Raw genomic sequence first — 17,090 nt, forward strand, 5'->3', positions numbered from 1 at the left:
GAGGAGGAATGGCTTCAACCTGAAACCACCGGCGTGTCCGGCTAACTCAAGAACATCCGCGCACTCCGAACGGTCCCCTCTCCCTTCAGGGAGAGGGGATCTCGCCTCGCACAGAAGCCCCCGGCAACCGTAGCCTTGGTTACCGGCCCACTCGGGTTCGACCCTGGGTGTAACGGCGTACAACCGCGAACGGTTGTACGCCCTACATCTGGATCCAGCCCGGCGCTGCCCCATGCACTACCCTGTTAGAGCACACCAGCCACGCGGGTAGCGCCATGACCACAGCCGTCCAGTTCACCGAGGTGAGCCGCCACTACGGCGAGGTGAAAGCCGTCGACCGGGTGTCCATCGAGATCCGCGATGGCGAGTTCTTCTCCATGCTCGGCCCCTCGGGTTCCGGCAAGACCACCTGCCTGCGGCTGATCGCCGGGTTCGAGCAGCCCTCCTCCGGCTCCATCCGCATCCATGGCCAGGAAGCCGCCGGGCTGCCGCCCTACGAGCGCGACGTGAACACGGTGTTCCAGGACTACGCGCTGTTCCCGCACATGAACGTGCTGGACAACGTCGCCTATGGGCTGAAGGTCAAGGGCGTGGCCAAGGCAGAGCGCCTGAAGCGTGCCGAAGAGGCCTTGAACATGGTCGCCCTGGCCAACTACGGCAGCCGCAAGCCGGCGCAGCTGTCCGGCGGCCAGCGCCAGCGCGTGGCCCTGGCCCGGGCCCTGGTGAACCGCCCGCGCGTGCTGCTGCTGGACGAGCCCCTGGGCGCGCTGGACCTGAAGCTGCGCGAGCAGATGCAGGTGGAGCTGAAGAAGCTGCAGCGCCAGCTGGGCATCACCTTCATCTTCGTCACCCACGACCAGGGCGAAGCGCTGTCCATGTCCGACCGCGTGGCTGTGTTCAACAAGGGCCGCATCGAGCAGGTGGACACCCCGCGCAACCTGTACATGAAGCCGGCCACGCCCTTCGTCGCCGAGTTCGTCGGCACCGCCAACGTGCTGCGCGGCGACCTCGCCCGGCGCCTGCTCGGCGAGGCCGGGGCCTGGTCGCTGCGGCCGGAGCACGTGCGCTTCGGCCAGGCGCGCGAGGGCGAGCTGCAGGTCGCCGGCACCCTGGTGGACGTGCAGTACCTGGGCGCCGCCAGCCGCTACGAGATCGCCCTGGACGACGGCGGCCGGCTGGTGGCCGCGCTGCCCAACGGCGAGCGCGAGGAGCTGCGCCCGCAGCCCGGCGAGGCGGTCAGCGCCTGCTGGGCGCGCAGCGCGCTGGTGCCACTGCGCGAGGAGCCGCTGCCATGATGCGCGCGGTCTCCAGCTTCCTCTACCGGCGCGGCAACCTCTACCTGCTGATGCTGCTGATCCCGCCGCTGCTGTGGTTCGGGGTGATCTACGTCGGCTCGCTGTTCGCCCTGCTGTGGCAGAGCTTCTACACCTTCGACGACTTCACCATGGCGGTGACGCCGGAGCTGACCCTGGCCAACTACAAGGCGCTGTTCAACCCGGCCAACTACGACATCGTGCTGCGCACCCTGGGCATGGCCGTGGCGGTGTCCCTGGCCAGCGCCGTGCTGGCCTTCCCCATCGCCTACTACATGGCGCGTTTCGCCGGGCCCAAGGAGAAGGCCTTCTTCTATATCGCGGTGATGCTGCCGATGTGGGCCAGCTACATCGTCAAGGCCTACGCCTGGACGGTGATCCTGGCCAAGGGCGGCATCCTCTACTGGATCATCGAGAAGCTGCACCTGCTGGGGCCGCTCAACCTGCTGCTGGACGTGCCCGGCGTGGGCGGCAACACCCTGTCCACCTCGCACCTGGGGCGCTTCTGGGTGTTCACCTACATCTGGCTGCCGTTCATGATCCTGCCGATCCAGGCCGCCCTGGAGCGCCTGCCGCCGTCGCTGCTGCAGGCCAGCGCCGACCTGGGCGCGCGGCCGCGGCAGACCTTCGCGCAGGTGATACTGCCGCTGGCCTTCCCCGGCGTGGTGGCCGGCTCGATCTTCACCTTCAGCCTGACCCTGGGCGACTTCATCATCCCGCAGCTGGTCGGCCCCAGCGGGCTGTTCATCGGCACCATGGTCTACGTGCAGCAGGGCTCCATCGGCAACATGCCGCTGGCCGCGGCGTTCACCCTGGTGCCCATAGTGCTCATCGCCATCTACCTGTCCATCGCCAAGCGGCTGGGGGCCTTCGATGCACTCTGAACGAGCTTCCTGGCCCCTGCGCCTGGCCGCCTGGGGTGGGCTGGTGTTCCTGCACTTCCCGATCCTGGTGATCCTGCTGTACGCCTTCAACACCGAGGAGTCGGCCTACAGCTTCCCGCTGCAGGGCTTCACCCTGCGCTGGTTCGCCGAGGTGGCCCAGCGCGGCGACGTGCTGGAGGCCATCTGGCTGTCGGTGAAGATCGCCTGCGTCGCCACCCTGGTGGCCATGGTCCTCGGCACGCTCGCCGCCGGCGCGCTGTACCGCCGCGACTTCTTCGGCAAGGAAGGCATCTCGCTGATGCTGATCCTGCCCATCGCCCTGCCCGGCATAATCACCGGTATCGCCCTGCTGTCGGCGTTCAAGACGCTGGGGATAGAACCGGGCTTCCTGACCATCGTCATCGGCCACGCCACCTTCTGCGTGGTGATCGTCTACAACAACGTGATAGCGCGCTTCCGCCGCACCTCGTTCAGCCTGATCGAGGCCTCCATGGACCTGGGCGCCGACGGCTGGCAGACCTTCCGCTACGTGGTGCTGCCGAACATCGCCACCGCCCTGCTGGCCGGCGGCATGCTGGCCTTCGCGCTGTCCTTCGACGAGATCATCGTCACCACCTTCACCGCCGGCCACGAGCGCACCCTGCCGCTGTGGCTGCTGAACCAGCTCACCCGCCCGCGCGACGTGCCCATCACCAACGTGGTGGCCATGCTGGTGATGCTGGCGACCATGCTGCCGATCCTCGGTGCCTACTACCTGACCCGCGGCACCAGCGACGTGGCCGGCGGCGGCAAGTGAACAGGCCCCCGCCCGGCGGGGGAGCAGCCACCGAACCAGAGGAGCCCGCCATGCAAAGCAAACTGCTGATCAATGGCCAGTTCGTCGCCGGCGAAGGCGAGAAGCTGGACATCCTCAACCCCTCCACCGGCGAGGTGCTGGGCCGGATAGCCGAGGCCAGCGAGGCCCAGGTGGACGCCGCCGTGCGCGCCGCCGACGCGGCCTTCGACGGCTGGTCGCAGAGCACCCCGAAGGACCGCGCGCTGCTGTTGCTGCGCCTGGCCGACCGGATCGAGGAACACGCCGAGGAACTGGCGCGCCTGGAATCGCAGAACTGCGGCAAGCCCTACGCCGCCGCGCTGAACGACGAGATCCCGGCCATCGCCGACGTGTTCCGCTTCTTCGCCGGCGCCTGCCGCTGCCTGCCCGGCTCGGCGGCCGGCGAGTACCTGCCCGGCTTCACCTCGATGATCCGCCGCGACCCGGTGGGGGTGATCGCCTCCATCGCGCCCTGGAACTACCCGCTGATGATGGCCGCCTGGAAGCTCGGCCCGGCCCTGGCCGCCGGCAACTGCGTGGTGCTCAAGCCCTCGGAGCAGACGCCGCTGACCGCCCTGCGCCTGGCCGAGTTCATCGCCGAGCTGTTCCCCGCCGGGGTGGTCAACCTGGTGTTCGGCCGCGGCCCCACGGTGGGCAGCCCGCTGGTCAGCCACGCGCTGGTGCGCATGGTCTCGCTGACCGGCTCGGTGGGCACCGGCAAGAGCATCATCCGCAGCGCCGCCGACAGCGTGAAGCGCCTGCACATGGAGCTGGGCGGCAAGGCCCCGGTGATCGTCTTCGACGACGCGGACCTGGCCGACGTGGTCGAGGGCATCCGCACCTTCGGCTTCTACAACGCCGGGCAGGACTGCACCGCGGCCTGCCGCATCTACGCCGGCAAGAAGATCTACGACAACTTCGTCGCCGACCTGGCCAGCGCCGTGTCCAGCCTCAAGACCGGCCTGCAGGACGACCCGGCCACCGAGCTGGGCCCGCTGATCACCGCCAGCCAGCGCGAGCGCGTGTCCGGCTTCGTCGAACGGGCCAAGGCCAGCCCGCACATCCGCATCGCCACCGGCGGCAGCGCGGTGGCCGGCCAGGGCTTCTTCTACCAGCCGACGGTGGTGGCCAACGCCCAGCAGGACGACGAGATCGTGCGCAACGAAGTGTTCGGCCCGGTGGTCTCGGTGACCCCGTTCAGCGACGTCGAGCAGGCCATCCGCTGGGCCAACGACTCCGAGTACGGCCTGGCCAGCTCGGTGTGGACCCGCGACGTCGGCCGCGCCTCGCGGGTGGCGGCGCGGCTGCAGTACGGCTGTACCTGGGTCAACACCCACTTCATGCTGTGCAGCGAGATGCCCCACGGCGGCTTCAAGCAGTCCGGCTACGGCAAGGACCTGTCGATGTACGGGCTGGAGGACTACACGGTGGCGCGGCACATCATGATCCGGCATTGAGGCCGGCTATCGCGGACGGGGTCCTACGCCATGCCCCACCTGTAGGAGCGGGCCCTGCCCGCGATTCGCGCGCAGGGCGCGCTCCTACAGGTTGAAGCTGAACTACGCATTCATGCCGGACAGCCCCCTCTCCCGCTTGCGGGAGAGGGTTGGGGAGAGGGGACGGCGTCAATCCGCGGCACGGTGCCGCCGGTGAACGCCCTTCGCGGACGGAGTCCGCTCCTACGCCATGCCCACCTGTAGGAGCGGGCCTTGCCCGCGATTCGCGCGCAGGGCGCGCTCCTACAGGTTGAAGCTGAACTTCGCATTCATGCCGGACAGCCCCCTCTCCCGCTTGCGGGAGAGGGTTGGGGAGAGGGGACGGCGTCAATCCGAAGCACGGTGCCGCCGGTGAACATTATTCGCGGACAAGGTCCGCTCCTACAGGGTCACGATGCAAGGCCAATCCGTAGGAGCGGGCCCTGCCCGCGATTCGCGCGCAAGGCGCGCGTTTCTCGGTGTCAGAGATCGATCACCAGCCGCGGCGTGCGCGAGCGGGAGACGCAGAGCATCAGGCTCTGCTGCGAAGCCTTTTCGTCGTCGCTCAGGTACTGGTCGAAATGCTCCGCCTCGCCTTCGAGGATGGCCGTCTCGCAGGTGCCGCAGACGCCCTCGCGGCACAGGCACTCGACCTTGGCCGCCTTCACGTTCTCGATGGCCTGGAGGATGGTCATGCCCTCCTCCACCCGCAGTTCGCGGCCGGAGCGGGCCAGCACCACGGTGAAGGCGGCGCCTTCGGCCGGGGCGGCGGCGAACTGTTCCCAGTGCACGCGCTCATCGCCGATGCCGGCCGCTTTCGCGCCTGCGATCACCGCGTCGATCAGCGGCTTGGGCCCGCACACGTATACATGTGCATCCTCGGCCAGGCCGGCGAACAGCGCCGCCAGGTCGAGCTTGCGCGCCAGGCTGTCGATGTAGAAGCGCACGTGTTCGGCGTGCGGGCCCTGCTCCAGCTCGGCCTGGAAGGCGCCATGCTCCGGGCTGCGGAACGCGTAGTGCAGCTCGTAGGGCGTAGCGCCGCCTTCCAGGTCGTGCAGCTGGGCCAGGAACGGGGTGATGCCGATGCCGCCGGCGATCAGCACGTGGCGGCCGGCGCCGGGGTCCAGGGCGAACAGGTTGTTCGGGGTGGAGATGGTCAGCCGGGTGCCGACCTCCACCTGCTGGTGCATGAAGGCCGAGCCGCCCCTGGACTGCTCTTCCAGGCGCACGCCAATCTGGTAGTGGCTGAGGTCGCGCGGGTCGCTCATCAGCGAGTAGGCGTTGCTGAAGGTACCACCTTCGGCGTCCTGCACGATCACGTGGCTGCCGCCGCTGAAGGCCGGCATCGGCTGGCCGTCCTCGCGCACCAGGGTGAAGCGCCTGATCAGCGGGGTCGCCTGTTCCACCGCGCTGACGCGGACGCTGAACATCTCGTATTTGTTGGCCATCATTCACCTCGACTGCATCGGCGCGCGGCAGGCCCTGCCGCGCGCCGGAACCCGTTGCCCGCTCAGACGGCGAGGCACAGGTACTTGATTTCCAGATAGTCCTCGATGCCGTACTTCGAGCCTTCGCGGCCCAGGCCGGACTGCTTCACCCCGCCAAACGGCGCCACCTCGTTGGAGATCAGCCCGGTGTTGATGCCCACCATGCCGTACTCCAGGCGCTCGGCGACCTTGAACACGCGGCCGAGGTCGCGGCTGTAGAAGTAGGCGGCCAGGCCGTACTGGGTGGCGTTGGCCAGCTCGATCACCTCGGCGTCGGTGGAGAAGCGCACCAGCGCCGCCACCGGGCCGAAGATTTCCTCTTCCAGCAGCGCCATGCCCGGGCGGATGCCGGCCAGCACCGTGGGCTCGAAGAAGCCGCCGCCCAGTTCGTGGCTGCGGCCGCCCAGCACCAGCTCGGCGCCCTTGCCGACGGCGTCGTCGATCAGGCTGCGCACCTTGGCCACCGCCTTGTCGCTGATCAGCGGGCCGACCTGGGTGCCCTCGGCGCCGCCGTGGCCGACCTTCAGCTCGCGCACGCGCTCGACGAAGCGGGCGGCGAAGCGCTCGTACACCGCGTCGTGCACGTAGAAGCGGTTGACGCACACGCAGGTCTGCCCGGCGTTGCGGTACTTGGCGACCAGCGCGCCTTCCACCGCCGCCTCGATGTCGGCGTCGTCGAAGACGATGAAGGGGGCATTGCCGCCCAGTTCCAGGGAGACCTTCTTGATGGTCTCGGCGCACTGCCCCATCAGCAGGCGGCCCACCGGGGTCGAGCCGGTGAAGGTCAGTTTGCGCACCAGCGGGTGGCCGGTGAGCTGCGCGCCTATGGCCACGGCGTCGCCGGTGACGATGCTCAGCAGCCCCGCCGGCAGCCCGGCGCGCTCGGCCAGCTCGACCAGCGCCAAGGCGCTGAACGGCGTCTCGTTGGCCGGCTTGAGCACCACGCTGCAGCCGGCAGCCAGGGCCGGGGCGACCTTGCGGGTGATCATCGCCGCCGGGAAGTTCCACGGGGTGATGGCCGCGCACACGCCGATGCCCTGCTTGATCACCAGCAGGCGCTTGTCGTTGCTCGGGCTGGGGATGACGTCGCCGTAGATGCGCTTGCCTTCCTCGGCGAACCACTCGACGAAGGAGGCGGCGTAGCGGATCTCGCCCAGGGCCTCGTGCAGCGGCTTGCCCTGCTCGAAGGTCATCAGCCGGGCCAGGTCGTCCTCGTTTTCCAGCAGCAGCTCGAACCAGCGGCGCAGCACCTGGGCGCGCTCCTTGGCGGTCTTCGCGCGCCAGCCTTCCAGGGCGGCGTCGGCGGCCTCGATGGCGCGGACGGCCTCGGCGCCGCCCATCAGCGGCACCTGGCCCAGCAGCTCGCCGGTGGCCGGGTCGGTCACCGCGACGGTGCGGCCGTCGTCGGCGTCGCACCAGGCGCCGGCGATGTAGGCCTGCTGGCGGAACAGTTTCGAATCGTTGAGTTTCACGCAAGTCTCTCCAGGCGCCGCCGCCGGCCGCGCGGGCCGGCGGCGGTCAGCCTCAGGCGTCCAGGTGGGCGACGGCGATCAGGTTGTGGAAGTGGGCGATGCCGTGCTCGCTGATGCCGCTGCGCTGCTTGTCCACCATGATCCGGCCCTGGCCGCGGTAGCCGCGGGACTTCAGGCCCTTCTGCACGCTTTCCACCAGGCGCAGGTCCTCGGGGCGGAACACGTCGCGGTACCACTCCACCAGCACCTTCTGCTCCTCGGTCAGTTCCTTGTTGAGGAAGTAGATGTCGTAGTGCTGCAGGGTGGTCTCGGCGTCCACCGGGAACTCGTAGATCACGGTCATGAAGTTGGCGCCCGGCGGCACGTTGAACATGGTGCAGGGCCAGGCCCAGAAGCCGGCGAAGGACGGGTCGGTGACCGACTCGTCGACCTTGAACGACTGCTCCGAGGACTTGGCGATGCCGTACTGCAGCGACCAGTTGCCGTGCAGGGTATGGCCGTACTGGCCGACGTCCACCGAGTCGGCGAAGCTGGGGTGCGCCGGGCCGCAGTGGTAGCACTCCATGTAGTTGTCGACGATGGACTTCCAGTTGGCCGGGGTGGTGGTGACGAAGCGCGCCGCCAGCTGCAGGTCGTCGATCACCGCGCAGGCCTGGCGCATGCGCGCCTGGAGGCCCGGCAGTTGGTCCTCGACGCTGCCGGCATCGTTGTCCATGTTGATGAAGATGAAGCCGGCGTATTCCTCGACACGCAGCGGCACCAGGCCGTAGTCGCCCTTGTCGAAACCCTGCACGGCGTCGCAGTTGCGCACGTGGGTCAGCTCGCCGTCGAGCTTGAAGGTCCAGGCGTGGTACGGGCAGGCGATGACGTTCTTGGCCTTGCCGCTGCCTTCCAGCAGCTGGTGGCCGCGGTGCGGACAGACGTTGTAGAAGGCCCGCAGCACGCCGTCGCGGCCACGCACGACGATGATGCTTTCGCCGATCACCTCGCGGGTGATGTACGCGTTGTTCTCCGCCACTTCGCTGCGGTGCCCCACGCAGATCCAGCTGCGGGCGAAGATGGCTTCCTTCTCGTGCTCGTACACCGCCTTGCTGGTGTAGAAGTGCGCGGGGATGGTAAAGGCTTCTTCGTGGTTGGTGCAGAAGTCGGCTGGCAGGCGTTGGAAGTCGTTCATCGGTTGGTCTCCGGTGTCGGGCACGGGCGTAGCCGTGCTTTTTACTTATTGGTTAACGGATATCTACTGGTTAACAAGCCGGGCAAAAAAATTTGCCGCAAGGTGCCCGCCTCCGCTCGGGAGGCGGGCCGTATCGCTTACTGCGCGGGCGCCGCGGCGGCCACCGGTTGCGGCTCGGCGTGGGGTTCCTCGCCGGCCAGGCGGGTGGCCTCTTCCTCGATCAGGTGCGCCGGCATCTGGCCGTAGTCCTGCACCATCCACTTGAGGAAGCCGTAGATCTTCACCAGCAGGATCGCCATGAACGGGATCGCGGTGAGCACCACGGCCGTCTTCATGGTCGACAGCGAGGCCTTGGCGAAGAGCATGGCCAGCGGCACCAGGGTCAGGGTCACGCACCAGAACAGCCGGTGGGTCGGCGTCGGGTCGTCGCCTTCCTGCAGGTTGCGGGTGCTGGTGGCGGCCACCGCGTAGGCCGCGGCGTCCATGTGCGAGGCGCAGAACACCGCCATGATGAACAGGTACACGGCGAGGAACGCCTTGCCCATCGGCAGGGCCGCCAGCAGCGCTTCCACCGCGCTCTCGCCGCCGTGCTCGCTGAGGATCTTCGGCACGTCGATGGCGCCGCTGATGAACTGGTGCATGCTGTAGCTTTCCAGCGCGCCGAAGAAGAACCAGCAACCGAAGCTGCCGCCCATCAGCAGGGCGAACACCACTTCCTTGATCTGCCGGCCGCGCGACACGCGGGTCACGAACATGGCCACGCCGGGCGCGTAGGACACCCACCAGAGCCAGTAGAACACCGTCCAGTTGCGGGTGAAGGCGCCATCCCCCGCCGGGTCGGTGAACAGGCTCATGTGCACGTAGTTCTGGATCATCAGGCCGATGGAATTGGCCGTGTTGTTGATGGTGAACTGCGTCGGGCCGACCAGCAGCACCACCGCGGCGAACACCAGGGCGCCGTAGCAGACCATCTTGCTCAGGTGCTGCAGGCCGCCGTCGATGCCGATGTAGGAGCTGAGCGAGAAGAGCACGGCGATCACGCCGATCACCATCAGCTGCACCATGAAGGTGTCGGGCGTGCCGACCAGGCCGGAGAGGCCGCGGGTAAGCGTCGAGGCGGTCAGCGCCAGGGACACGGTGAGCGCGCCCATCATGGTCAGCAGGAAGATCAGGTCCACCGCGCGCCCCACGGGCCCCGTGGCCTTGAAGCCGGTGACGGCCTCGACGATGGAGGCCAGGTTCAGGCCGCTCTTCTTGCGCACGTGGAAGTGGTAGGCCATGGCCAGCGAGGCCAGCGCGTAGATCGACCAGGCGCTGATGCCCCAGTGGAAGAACGAGTAGCTGACGCTGTATTCCAGCGCCTGGGCCGACTCGGGGACCATGTTCAGGCCGGGGGTCTGGTAGTAGTAGGCCCACTCCATCACGCCCCAGTACAGGGTCGAGGAACCCATGCCGGCGCAGATGAACATGAACACCCAGGTGGCGGTGGAGTATTCCGGCTTGCCGCTCCCCAGGCGGATGTTGCCGTACTTGCTGAAGGCCAGGTACAGCACCACCAGGGAACTGCCGAACACCAGCAGCTGCACGCTGGTGCCGAAGGTACGGGTGGAGAGTTCGAACAGGGTGTTGGCCAGCTGCCCGGACTGTTCCGGGAAGGCGGCCAGGCCGACCACGGTGAGCAGCACGGCGACAAGGCTTACGGTTATCAGGAACACATCAATCTTTTTGTTCTTGTGCGACATCAATCGACTCCTGGAGCAATGGAAGTCTCCCCGCCCGCGGGTAGGCAAATCCCGTCTGTGGGAGGGAAGGGTTATTTCGTTCGGCTGGGCTTGTTCTCCTTTCTGTTAACCTTAAGTTAACTAAAATCCAATGGTTAACAGTTTGCCTGTAACTCCTCTTGCCTGCAAGCCTGAGGCGCAGGTCTCACGCGGCTTTCCGGATGATCGGCGGCCCGCGTCCGTCGCGCGGCGGGCCGCCAGGGCGCACTCAGCCGGCGACGCGCGCGGCGATGGCCTCGCCCACTTGCTGGGTGGAGCGCTGGCCGCCCATGTCGCGGGTCACCTCGCCCGCGGCGATGACCTGCTCGATGGCCGCGAGGATGTCGTCGTGGGCGGCGCGGTAGCGCGCGTCGCCCTGGCCGAGGAAGTCCAGCATCAGCGCGCCGGACCAGATCATGGCGATGGGGTTGGCGATGTTCTGGCCGTAGATGTCCGGCGCCGAGCCGTGCACCGGCTCGAACAGCGAGGGGAAGCGGCGCTCGGGGTTGAGGTTGGCCGAGGGCGCGATGCCGATGGTGCCGGCGCAGGCCGGGCCGAGGTCGGAGAGGATGTCGCCGAACAGGTTGGAGGCCACCACCACGTCGAAGCGCTCCGGCTGCAGCACGAAGCGCGCGCAGAGGATGTCGATGTGCTGCTTGTCCCAGGTGATGTCCGGGTACCCGGCAGCCATGGCCGCGGTGCGCTCGTCCCAGTAGGGCATGCTCACGGCCATGCCGTTGGACTTGGTGGCCGAGGTCAGGCGCTTGCGCTCGCGGGTCTGGGCCAGGTCGAAGGCGTACTTGAGGATGCGGTCGACGCCGCGGCGGGTGAACACCGACTCCTGCAGCACGAACTCGTTCTCGGTGCCCTCGAACATGCGCCCGCCCAGGGAGGAATACTCGCCCTCGGTGTTCTCGCGGATCACCACGAAGTCGATGTCGCCGGGCTGCTTGTTGGCCAGCGGGCACGGCACGCCGGGGAACAGGCGCACCGGGCGGATGTTCACGTACTGGTCGAACTCGCGGCGGAACTTCAGCAGCGAGCCCCACAGGGAGATGTGGTCCGGCACCTTGTCCGGCCAGCCGACGGCGCCGAAGTACAGGGCGTCGAAGCCCTTGAGCTGCTCGAACCAGTCGTCGGGCATCATCTTGCCGTGCTGCAGGTAGTAGTCGCAGCTGGCCCACTCGAAGTGCTCGAACTCCAGCGCCAGGCCGTGCCTGGCCGCGGCCGCCTGGACGACGCGCAGGCCTTCGGGGAGGACTTCGTTGCCGATGCCGTCGCCGGCGATGGCGGCGATGCGATAGGTCTTGCTCATGCTGGGCACACTCTTGTTGGTATCAGGGCTGGTTGGTATCAGGGCTTGTTGGGTGTAGGGAAAGCGTGCTGCCCATGCTATAAGCGCCAATAGAAAACATAATCCCGCCATCCATGGATTCTTAAGACACGAATCGTGAACAATCTGCCGAACCTGGAAGACCTCGCCGTCTTCGTCCAGGTCGCCAGGCGCGCGAGCTTCGCCGCCGCCGCCGGCGAGCTGGGCATGTCCACCGCCTTCATCAGCAAGCGTATCCGCCTGCTGGAGCAGAACCTCGGCGTACGCCTGCTGCACCGTACCACCCGGCGGGTGTCGGTGAGCGAGGACGGCGAACGCGTCTACCACTGGGCGCTGCGCATCCTCGACTCGGTGCAGCGCATGGGCGACGAGGTCTCGGCGCTGCACCGCGAACCCAGCGGCCAGCTGCGCATCGCCAGCAGCCTGGGCCTGGGCCGGCGCTTCGTCGCCCCGGCGCTGTCGGAACTGGCGGCGCGCTACCCGCAACTGGACATCCGCCTGGACGTCCACGACCGCCTGGTGGACCTGCTGGCCGAGGGCGTGGACCTGGACATCCGCGTGGGCAACGAGATCGCCGCCAACCTCATCGCCAAGCCCCTGGCGCGCAACCGCCGGGTGCTCTGCGCGGCCCCGGAATACCTGGAAAGACGCGGCACGCCGCGCAGCCTGGCCGAGCTGACCAGCCACGACTGCCTGGTGATCAAGGAGCGCGACCACCCCTTCGGCATCTGGCACCTGGAAGGCCCGAACGGCGAGGAAAGCGTGAAGGTCACCGGGCCGCTGTCGTCCAACCACGGCGAGGTGGTGCACCAGTGGTGCCTGGACGGCCGCGGCGTGCTGCTGCGCTCCTGGTGGGACGTGCACGACAGCCTGGCCGACGGGCGCCTGGTGCAGGTGCTGCCCGAATACCAGCAGGCGGCGGACATCTGGGCGGTGCACGCCTCGCCCCTGGCCAGCTCGGCCAAGGTGCGGGTGGCGGTGGAGTTCTTCCGCCAGTACTTCGCCGAGCGCTACACGCTGCCGGAGGGCTGAGCGCAGCGCGGGTTTCAAGCCGATCGCGGACAGAGTCCGCTCCTACGACCGTGCTTCCCTGGAATTGTAGGAGCGGACTCCGTCCGCGATTGGATTCTCCGGCCACGCCGGACACCCCGATGGCACGGCCAACGGCGGATAACCGCGAACGGTTATTCGCCCTACATTGCCCCTCCACGCGGAACCATCCGGTGGCACGCTCGTAGGGCGCATAACGCCTACGGCGTTATCCGCCATCGGACACCGGTGTTCCCCGGCAGCCCCCTCAAACCTCCGGCAACGCCCAGTCGATCGGCGTCTTGCCGTTCTGCTCGAGGAACTTGTTGGTCCGGCTGAAATGCCCGTTGCCGAGGAAGCCGCGGTAGGCCGACAGCGGCGACGGGTGGGCGGACTTGAGGATCAGGTGCTTGCGCGGGTCGATCAGCTTCTGCTTGCTCTGCGCGTGGGAGCCCCAGAGCAGGAAGACCACGCCGTCGCAGCGCTCGTTGACCACCTCGATCACCCTGTCGGTGAAATGCTGCCAGCCGGCCTGGGCATGGGAGCCGGCGCGGGAGTGCTCCACCGTCAGCGAGGTGTTGAGCAGCAGCACGCCCTGCTCCGCCCAGTGCTGCAGGTAGCCGTGGTTGGGAATGGGGATGTTCAGGTCGCGCTGCAGTTCCTTGTAGATGTTCTGCAGCGACGGCGGCGCCGGCACCCCCGGCTGCACCGAGAAGCACAGGCCGTGGGCCTGGCCGGGACCGTGATAGGGGTCCTGGCCGATGATCACCACCTTGACCTTGTCCAGGGGGGTGGAGTTGAGCGCGTTGAAGATCAGCGGGCCCGGCGGGTAGATCACCTTGCCGGCGGCCTTCTCCCTGCGCAGGAATTCGCCCAGCTCGCGCATGTACGGCTTGTCGAACTCCTCGCGCAGAGCACTCTTCCAGCTCTCTTCCAGTTTGATACGATCGTCGCTCTCGGTCATGGGACACCTGATGGAACATGGCCGCCGCACCCTAAGAAAAGCTCCCGCCCCTTGTCAATGCGGCATAGTCCATGGATCCCTCGGAAAGCTCCCCTGCCATCCCCCTGCCGACGCCGTGCGCTTCGCGCTGTACAACCGTTTCCTCAAGGGCGAGGCCAAGGTGCCGCAGATGCCCGAGGCGCACCTGCGCGTGCGCCGCCTGCTGGGCGATGCACGCACTTCGCTGGAGCAGCTGGCGCGGGTGATCAACGCCGACCCGCCGCTGGCCGCCTACCTCATGCAGTTCGCCGAGAGCCCGCTGCTGCGCGGCGCGCGCCCCTGCGCCTCGCTGCGCGACGTTTTGGCGCGCCTGGGCACCCGGCGCCTGGGCAACCTGGTGCTGGGCTTCTCCCTGCGCAACCTCTACATCGGCAAGGAGCGCATCCTCCAGCAGATGTTCCGCGCGCGCTGGAACGCCGCCCGCGAGCGCGCCGCCTACAGCGCCCTGCTGGCCCAGCACGGCCGGGTGGCCGAGGCCGACGACGCCATCCTCGCCGGCCTGCTGCAGGACGTCGGCAGCCTGCCGCTGCTGGCCGAGCTGGAGCGCTGGCCGGACTACCCGCGTGACGCCGAGTCGCTGCAGCGCCTGTGCGAGCAGCTGTCCGGCGACATCGGCGTGGTCATCATGACCGTCTGGAAGCTGCCCACCCTGACCATCGAGTGCGCCCGCCAGCGCACCCGCTGGACCCGCGAGCACAACGGCCCGGCCGACCTCGCCGACCTGGTGCAGGTGGCCGAGCAGCTGCGCGACCCGGCCCTGGCCGGCGACGCCCTGGCCGAGCTGCCGGCGTTCCGCCGCCTGGCGCAGGCCTGCCCGGCGCTGCAGCAGCCGATCCCCCAGCTGCGCAAGCAATTGGCAGAAGAAGTGAAGCTCTGGCAGCGCCTGCTGGCCGGCCGCTGAGCCGCCCTACCCCTGGTGCAGCGCCCGGTAGTGACTGGGCGCCATCCCCACCACCCGCTTGAACAGCCGCGAGAAGTAATAGGCGTCGGCGTAGCCGAGCTGCTCGGCCACCTGGCGCACTTCCAGGTGGCCCTGGTCGAGCAGGCGGCAGGCGTGGGTCATCTTCAGCCGGATGAAGTCCTGGATCGGCGCCTGGCCGGTCAGGGCGCGGTAGGTCTTGGCGAAATGGAAGCGCGACAGGCGGAACTGCGCGGCCAGCTCGTCGAGGTTGAGGCTGCTGTCCAGGTGCTCGCGCATCAGCGCCTGCACCGCCTCGATGTCCAGCACCGCGCCGGACTTCAGCCGCGCCCGCACCGGGCGCAGCGCCAGGGAGGTCAGCAGGGCCTGCAGCAGGTGCGCGGCATGGATGAAGTGCGGCAGGCTCAGGCCCTGGCGGCGCAGCGCCAGCAGCGCGTCGAACTCCCCGCGCAGGCGCGGCTGCACGCCCACCCGCAGGCGCGGCGAGGAGCCCAGCGGGCGCAGGAACTCCTCGGCCAGGGCGCCGTCCAGGTGCACCCAGTAGATCGACCAGGGCCGCTCGACCGCCGCGCCATAGGCATGCACGCGCCCCCGGGGCAGCACCAGCAGGTCGCCGGCGAGCACCTCGAATCGTCCATCCACCGTCTCCAGCCAGCCCTCCCCGGCGCTGCAGTAGATCAGCAGGTGGTCGTCCGGCGCCTGGCGCTCCATGCGGTGCCCGGCGGCGGCCGGGTAATAGCCCAGCGCCAGCGGGTAGCAGGCCTGGCCCAGCGGGTGCCGCGCCAGGGCGCGGCGCAGGCGCGGCGGGGTGATGAAGCGGACGCCCTGCTGCGGCAGGGGCCAGGCCGAGAGAAGCGGGCTGCCGGACATGCGGACGAGTACCTCGATGAAGTCGATCCAATGCCAAGATCGTCCATCCCCGGGGCAAGATCGTCAATCCACAGCGGGGCCCGGCTCGCGCTATAACCGTGGCAGGCTGTCCCACTTCACAAGAACAAACCGAGGAAGCTCCATGGAATTCGATCTCAGCGAAGAACAGCGCCTGCTGGTGGAAAGCGCCAGGGCCTTCGCCCGCCACGAGTTGGCGCCGCACGCCGCGGACTGGGACCGCGAGCACCACTTCCCGGTGGACGTCATCCGCCGCGCCGCCGAGCAGGGCTACCTGGGCCTCTACATCAGCGAGGACGACGGCGGCCTGGGCCTGTCTCGGCTGTCCGCATCGCTGATCTTCGAGCAACTGGCCGCCGGCTGCGTGGCCACCACCGCCTACATCACCATCCACAACATGGCCACCTGGATGCTCGCCAGCTTCGGCGACGCCGCGCTCAAGGAGCAGTGGCTGCCCGGGCTGATCGGCGGCGAGTCGCTGGCCTCCTACTGCCTCACCGAGCCGGACGCCGGCTCCGACGCCGCCCACCTGCGCACCCGCGCCCGCCGCGACGGCGAGGAGTACGTGCTGGACGGCGCCAAGACCTTCATCTCCGGCGCCGGCTCCACCGACGTGCTGATCGTCATGGCGCGCACCGGCGCGGACGGCGCCAAGGGCATCTCCTGCTTCCTGGTGCCGGCCAACGCCGAGGGCATCCGCTACGGCCGCAACGAGGACAAGATGGGCTGGAAGGCCCAGCCCACCCGCACCATCACCTTCGAGGGCGTGCGCATCCCGGCGGGCAACCGCATCGGCCCCGAGGGCCAGGGCTTCGTCTACGCCATGAAGGGCCTGGACGGCGGCCGCCTGAACATCGCCAGCTGCTCCCTGGGCGCGGCCCAGGCGGCGTTGGAGCAGTCGCTGCGCTACGTCGAGGAACGCAAGCAGTTCGGCAAGGCCCTGGCCGAGTTCCAGGCCCTGCAGTTCAAGCTGGCCGACATGCTCACCGACCTCACCGCCAGCCGCCAGATGGTGCGCCTGGCCGCGCACAAGCTGGACCACAGGGACGCCGAGGCGACGCTGTACTGCGCCATGGCCAAGCGCTTCGCCACCGACCGCTGCTTCGCCCTGTGCAACGAGGCGCTGCAGCTGCACGGCGGCTACGGCTACCTCAACGACTACCCGCTGGAGCGCTGGGTGCGCGACAGCCGCGTGCACCAGATCCTCGAAGGCACCAACGAGATCATGCGGGTGATAGTCGCGCGCCGCCTGCTGGACCAGGGCGGCATGCTCGACCGTTTGCTGTAGCGCCTTTGATCTTCGTAGGAGCGGATTCATCCGCGATCGGCGCCGCGCCGTGGCCATCGCGGACGGAGTCCGCTCCTACGACAAGACGTGCAGCCCCGTAGGATGGGTCGAGCGAAGCGATACCCATGCCACGAAAAGCACCGCGCAGATAAATGGAAAAAACGCCCGGCCACGCGGTCCAATCCGAACGCAACGGACATGGACGCCCAGGCCCGGGCCCCCTAGAGTCCCCGCATACACCGGCGCCGGCC

Annotated in this window: 14 protein-coding genes; 7 read left to right on the forward strand and 7 right to left on the reverse strand. The window is 68.3% G+C overall.

Features of this window, described 5'->3' with window-relative positions; translation table 11 throughout:
• Positions 1–275 precede the first annotated feature (275 nt).
• From PKO50_RS19445 to PKO50_RS19460, 4 genes are read left to right on the forward strand one after another with little or no spacing between them, the layout of a single operon-like run.
• A complete protein-coding gene (locus tag PKO50_RS19445) occupies positions 276–1,295 on the forward strand; it encodes an ABC transporter ATP-binding protein (RefSeq protein ID WP_275626960.1) in 1,020 nt (339 codons plus the stop codon).
• Positions 1,292–2,197 carry an ABC transporter permease gene (locus PKO50_RS19450; protein WP_089391914.1) on the forward strand — a complete coding sequence of 302 codons (906 nt, stop codon included), beginning with the start codon at positions 1,292–1,294 and terminating at the stop codon, positions 2,195–2,197. Before PKO50_RS19445 ends, PKO50_RS19450 begins: the two co-directional genes overlap by 4 nt.
• Positions 2,187–2,993: an ABC transporter permease gene (locus PKO50_RS19455; protein ID WP_275626961.1), complete on the forward strand. Its 807-nt coding sequence runs from the start codon at positions 2,187–2,189 to the stop codon at positions 2,991–2,993. The genes PKO50_RS19450 and PKO50_RS19455 overlap by 11 nt, the downstream gene beginning before the upstream one ends.
• Positions 2,994–3,043: 50 nt before the next feature.
• A complete protein-coding gene (locus PKO50_RS19460; RefSeq protein ID WP_109935249.1) occupies positions 3,044–4,468 on the forward strand; it encodes a gamma-aminobutyraldehyde dehydrogenase in 1,425 nt (474 codons plus the stop codon).
• A gap of 500 nt (positions 4,469–4,968) precedes the next feature.
• Here the strand turns inward: PKO50_RS19460 and PKO50_RS19465 are convergent, their stop codons facing one another.
• The 5 genes from PKO50_RS19465 to PKO50_RS19485 all read right to left on the reverse strand — a co-directional run bounded on the left by PKO50_RS19465 (position 4,969) and on the right by PKO50_RS19485 (position 11,694).
• Positions 4,969–5,934: a PDR/VanB family oxidoreductase gene (locus tag PKO50_RS19465; protein ID WP_275630503.1), complete on the reverse strand. Its 966-nt coding sequence runs from the start codon at positions 5,932–5,934 to the stop codon at positions 4,969–4,971.
• Positions 5,935–5,996: 62 nt separating this feature from the next.
• Positions 5,997–7,445, reverse strand: coding sequence for an NAD-dependent succinate-semialdehyde dehydrogenase (locus tag PKO50_RS19470; RefSeq protein WP_275626962.1), 1,449 nt, complete (start codon positions 7,443–7,445; stop codon positions 5,997–5,999).
• Positions 7,446–7,497: 52 nt separating this feature from the next.
• A complete protein-coding gene (locus PKO50_RS19475) occupies positions 7,498–8,619 on the reverse strand; it encodes a ring-hydroxylating oxygenase subunit alpha (RefSeq protein WP_275626963.1) in 1,122 nt (373 codons plus the stop codon).
• A gap of 137 nt (positions 8,620–8,756) precedes the next feature.
• Positions 8,757–10,361 carry a BCCT family transporter gene (locus PKO50_RS19480; protein ID WP_109935252.1) on the reverse strand — a complete coding sequence of 535 codons (1,605 nt, stop codon included), beginning with the start codon at positions 10,359–10,361 and terminating at the stop codon, positions 8,757–8,759.
• 247 nt (positions 10,362–10,608) lie between these two features.
• The gene (locus tag PKO50_RS19485; protein WP_275626964.1) at positions 10,609–11,694 is read right to left on the reverse strand and encodes a tartrate dehydrogenase; all 1,086 of its coding nucleotides are present in this window, start codon (positions 11,692–11,694) and stop codon (positions 10,609–10,611) included.
• 135 nt (positions 11,695–11,829) lie between these two features.
• Between PKO50_RS19485 and PKO50_RS19490 the strand changes: the two genes are divergently transcribed.
• A complete protein-coding gene (locus PKO50_RS19490; RefSeq protein ID WP_109935253.1) occupies positions 11,830–12,744 on the forward strand; it encodes a LysR substrate-binding domain-containing protein in 915 nt (304 codons plus the stop codon).
• A gap of 265 nt (positions 12,745–13,009) precedes the next feature.
• Here PKO50_RS19490 and ung read toward each other — a convergent pair whose 3' ends face one another.
• Positions 13,010–13,705 carry a uracil-DNA glycosylase gene (gene ung, locus PKO50_RS19495; protein ID WP_109935254.1) on the reverse strand — a complete coding sequence of 232 codons (696 nt, stop codon included), beginning with the start codon at positions 13,703–13,705 and terminating at the stop codon, positions 13,010–13,012.
• A 115-nt stretch (positions 13,706–13,820) separates the two neighbouring features.
• Between ung and PKO50_RS19500 the strand changes: the two genes are divergently transcribed.
• Positions 13,821–14,645 (forward strand): HDOD domain-containing protein, encoded by an 825-nt coding sequence (locus PKO50_RS19500; RefSeq protein WP_275626965.1) that lies wholly within the window; start codon positions 13,821–13,823, stop codon positions 14,643–14,645.
• Between the two features lie 6 nt (positions 14,646–14,651).
• Here the strand turns inward: PKO50_RS19500 and PKO50_RS19505 are convergent, their stop codons facing one another.
• Entirely contained in the window at positions 14,652–15,533 is an 882-nt protein-coding gene (locus PKO50_RS19505; protein WP_275626966.1) for an AraC family transcriptional regulator, read from the reverse strand.
• Positions 15,534–15,675: 142 nt separating this feature from the next.
• On the opposite strand from PKO50_RS19505, the gene PKO50_RS19510 reads away from it, so the two are divergent.
• Positions 15,676–16,839 carry an isobutyryl-CoA dehydrogenase gene (locus PKO50_RS19510; RefSeq protein ID WP_275626967.1) on the forward strand — a complete coding sequence of 388 codons (1,164 nt, stop codon included), beginning with the start codon at positions 15,676–15,678 and terminating at the stop codon, positions 16,837–16,839.
• The last annotated feature ends 251 nt before the right edge of the window (positions 16,840–17,090 follow it).

Origin of the sequence: Pseudomonas sp. 273, assembly GCF_029201425.1 — a bacterium.
GTDB lineage: Bacteria > Pseudomonadota > Gammaproteobacteria > Pseudomonadales > Pseudomonadaceae > Pseudomonas > Pseudomonas delhiensis.

Coding starts and splice junctions, on each gene's coding strand:
- PKO50_RS19485 (WP_275626964.1), bottom strand. CDS start 11,694: ATGAGCAAGACCTATCGCATCGCCGCCATCGCCGGCGACGGCATCGGC.
- ung (WP_109935254.1), bottom strand. CDS start 13,705: ATGACCGAGAGCGACGATCGTATCAAACTGGAAGAGAGCTGGAAGAGT.
- PKO50_RS19465 (WP_275630503.1), bottom strand. CDS start 5,934: ATGGCCAACAAATACGAGATGTTCAGCGTCCGCGTCAGCGCGGTGGAA.
- PKO50_RS19445 (WP_275626960.1), top strand. CDS start 276: ATGACCACAGCCGTCCAGTTCACCGAGGTGAGCCGCCACTACGGCGAG.
- PKO50_RS19510 (WP_275626967.1), top strand. CDS start 15,676: ATGGAATTCGATCTCAGCGAAGAACAGCGCCTGCTGGTGGAAAGCGCC.
- PKO50_RS19505 (WP_275626966.1), bottom strand. CDS start 15,533: ATGTCCGGCAGCCCGCTTCTCTCGGCCTGGCCCCTGCCGCAGCAGGGC.
- PKO50_RS19475 (WP_275626963.1), bottom strand. CDS start 8,619: ATGAACGACTTCCAACGCCTGCCAGCCGACTTCTGCACCAACCACGAA.
- PKO50_RS19460 (WP_109935249.1), top strand. CDS start 3,044: ATGCAAAGCAAACTGCTGATCAATGGCCAGTTCGTCGCCGGCGAAGGC.
- PKO50_RS19450 (WP_089391914.1), top strand. CDS start 1,292: ATGATGCGCGCGGTCTCCAGCTTCCTCTACCGGCGCGGCAACCTCTAC.
- PKO50_RS19455 (WP_275626961.1), top strand. CDS start 2,187: ATGCACTCTGAACGAGCTTCCTGGCCCCTGCGCCTGGCCGCCTGGGGT.
- PKO50_RS19480 (WP_109935252.1), bottom strand. CDS start 10,361: ATGTCGCACAAGAACAAAAAGATTGATGTGTTCCTGATAACCGTAAGC.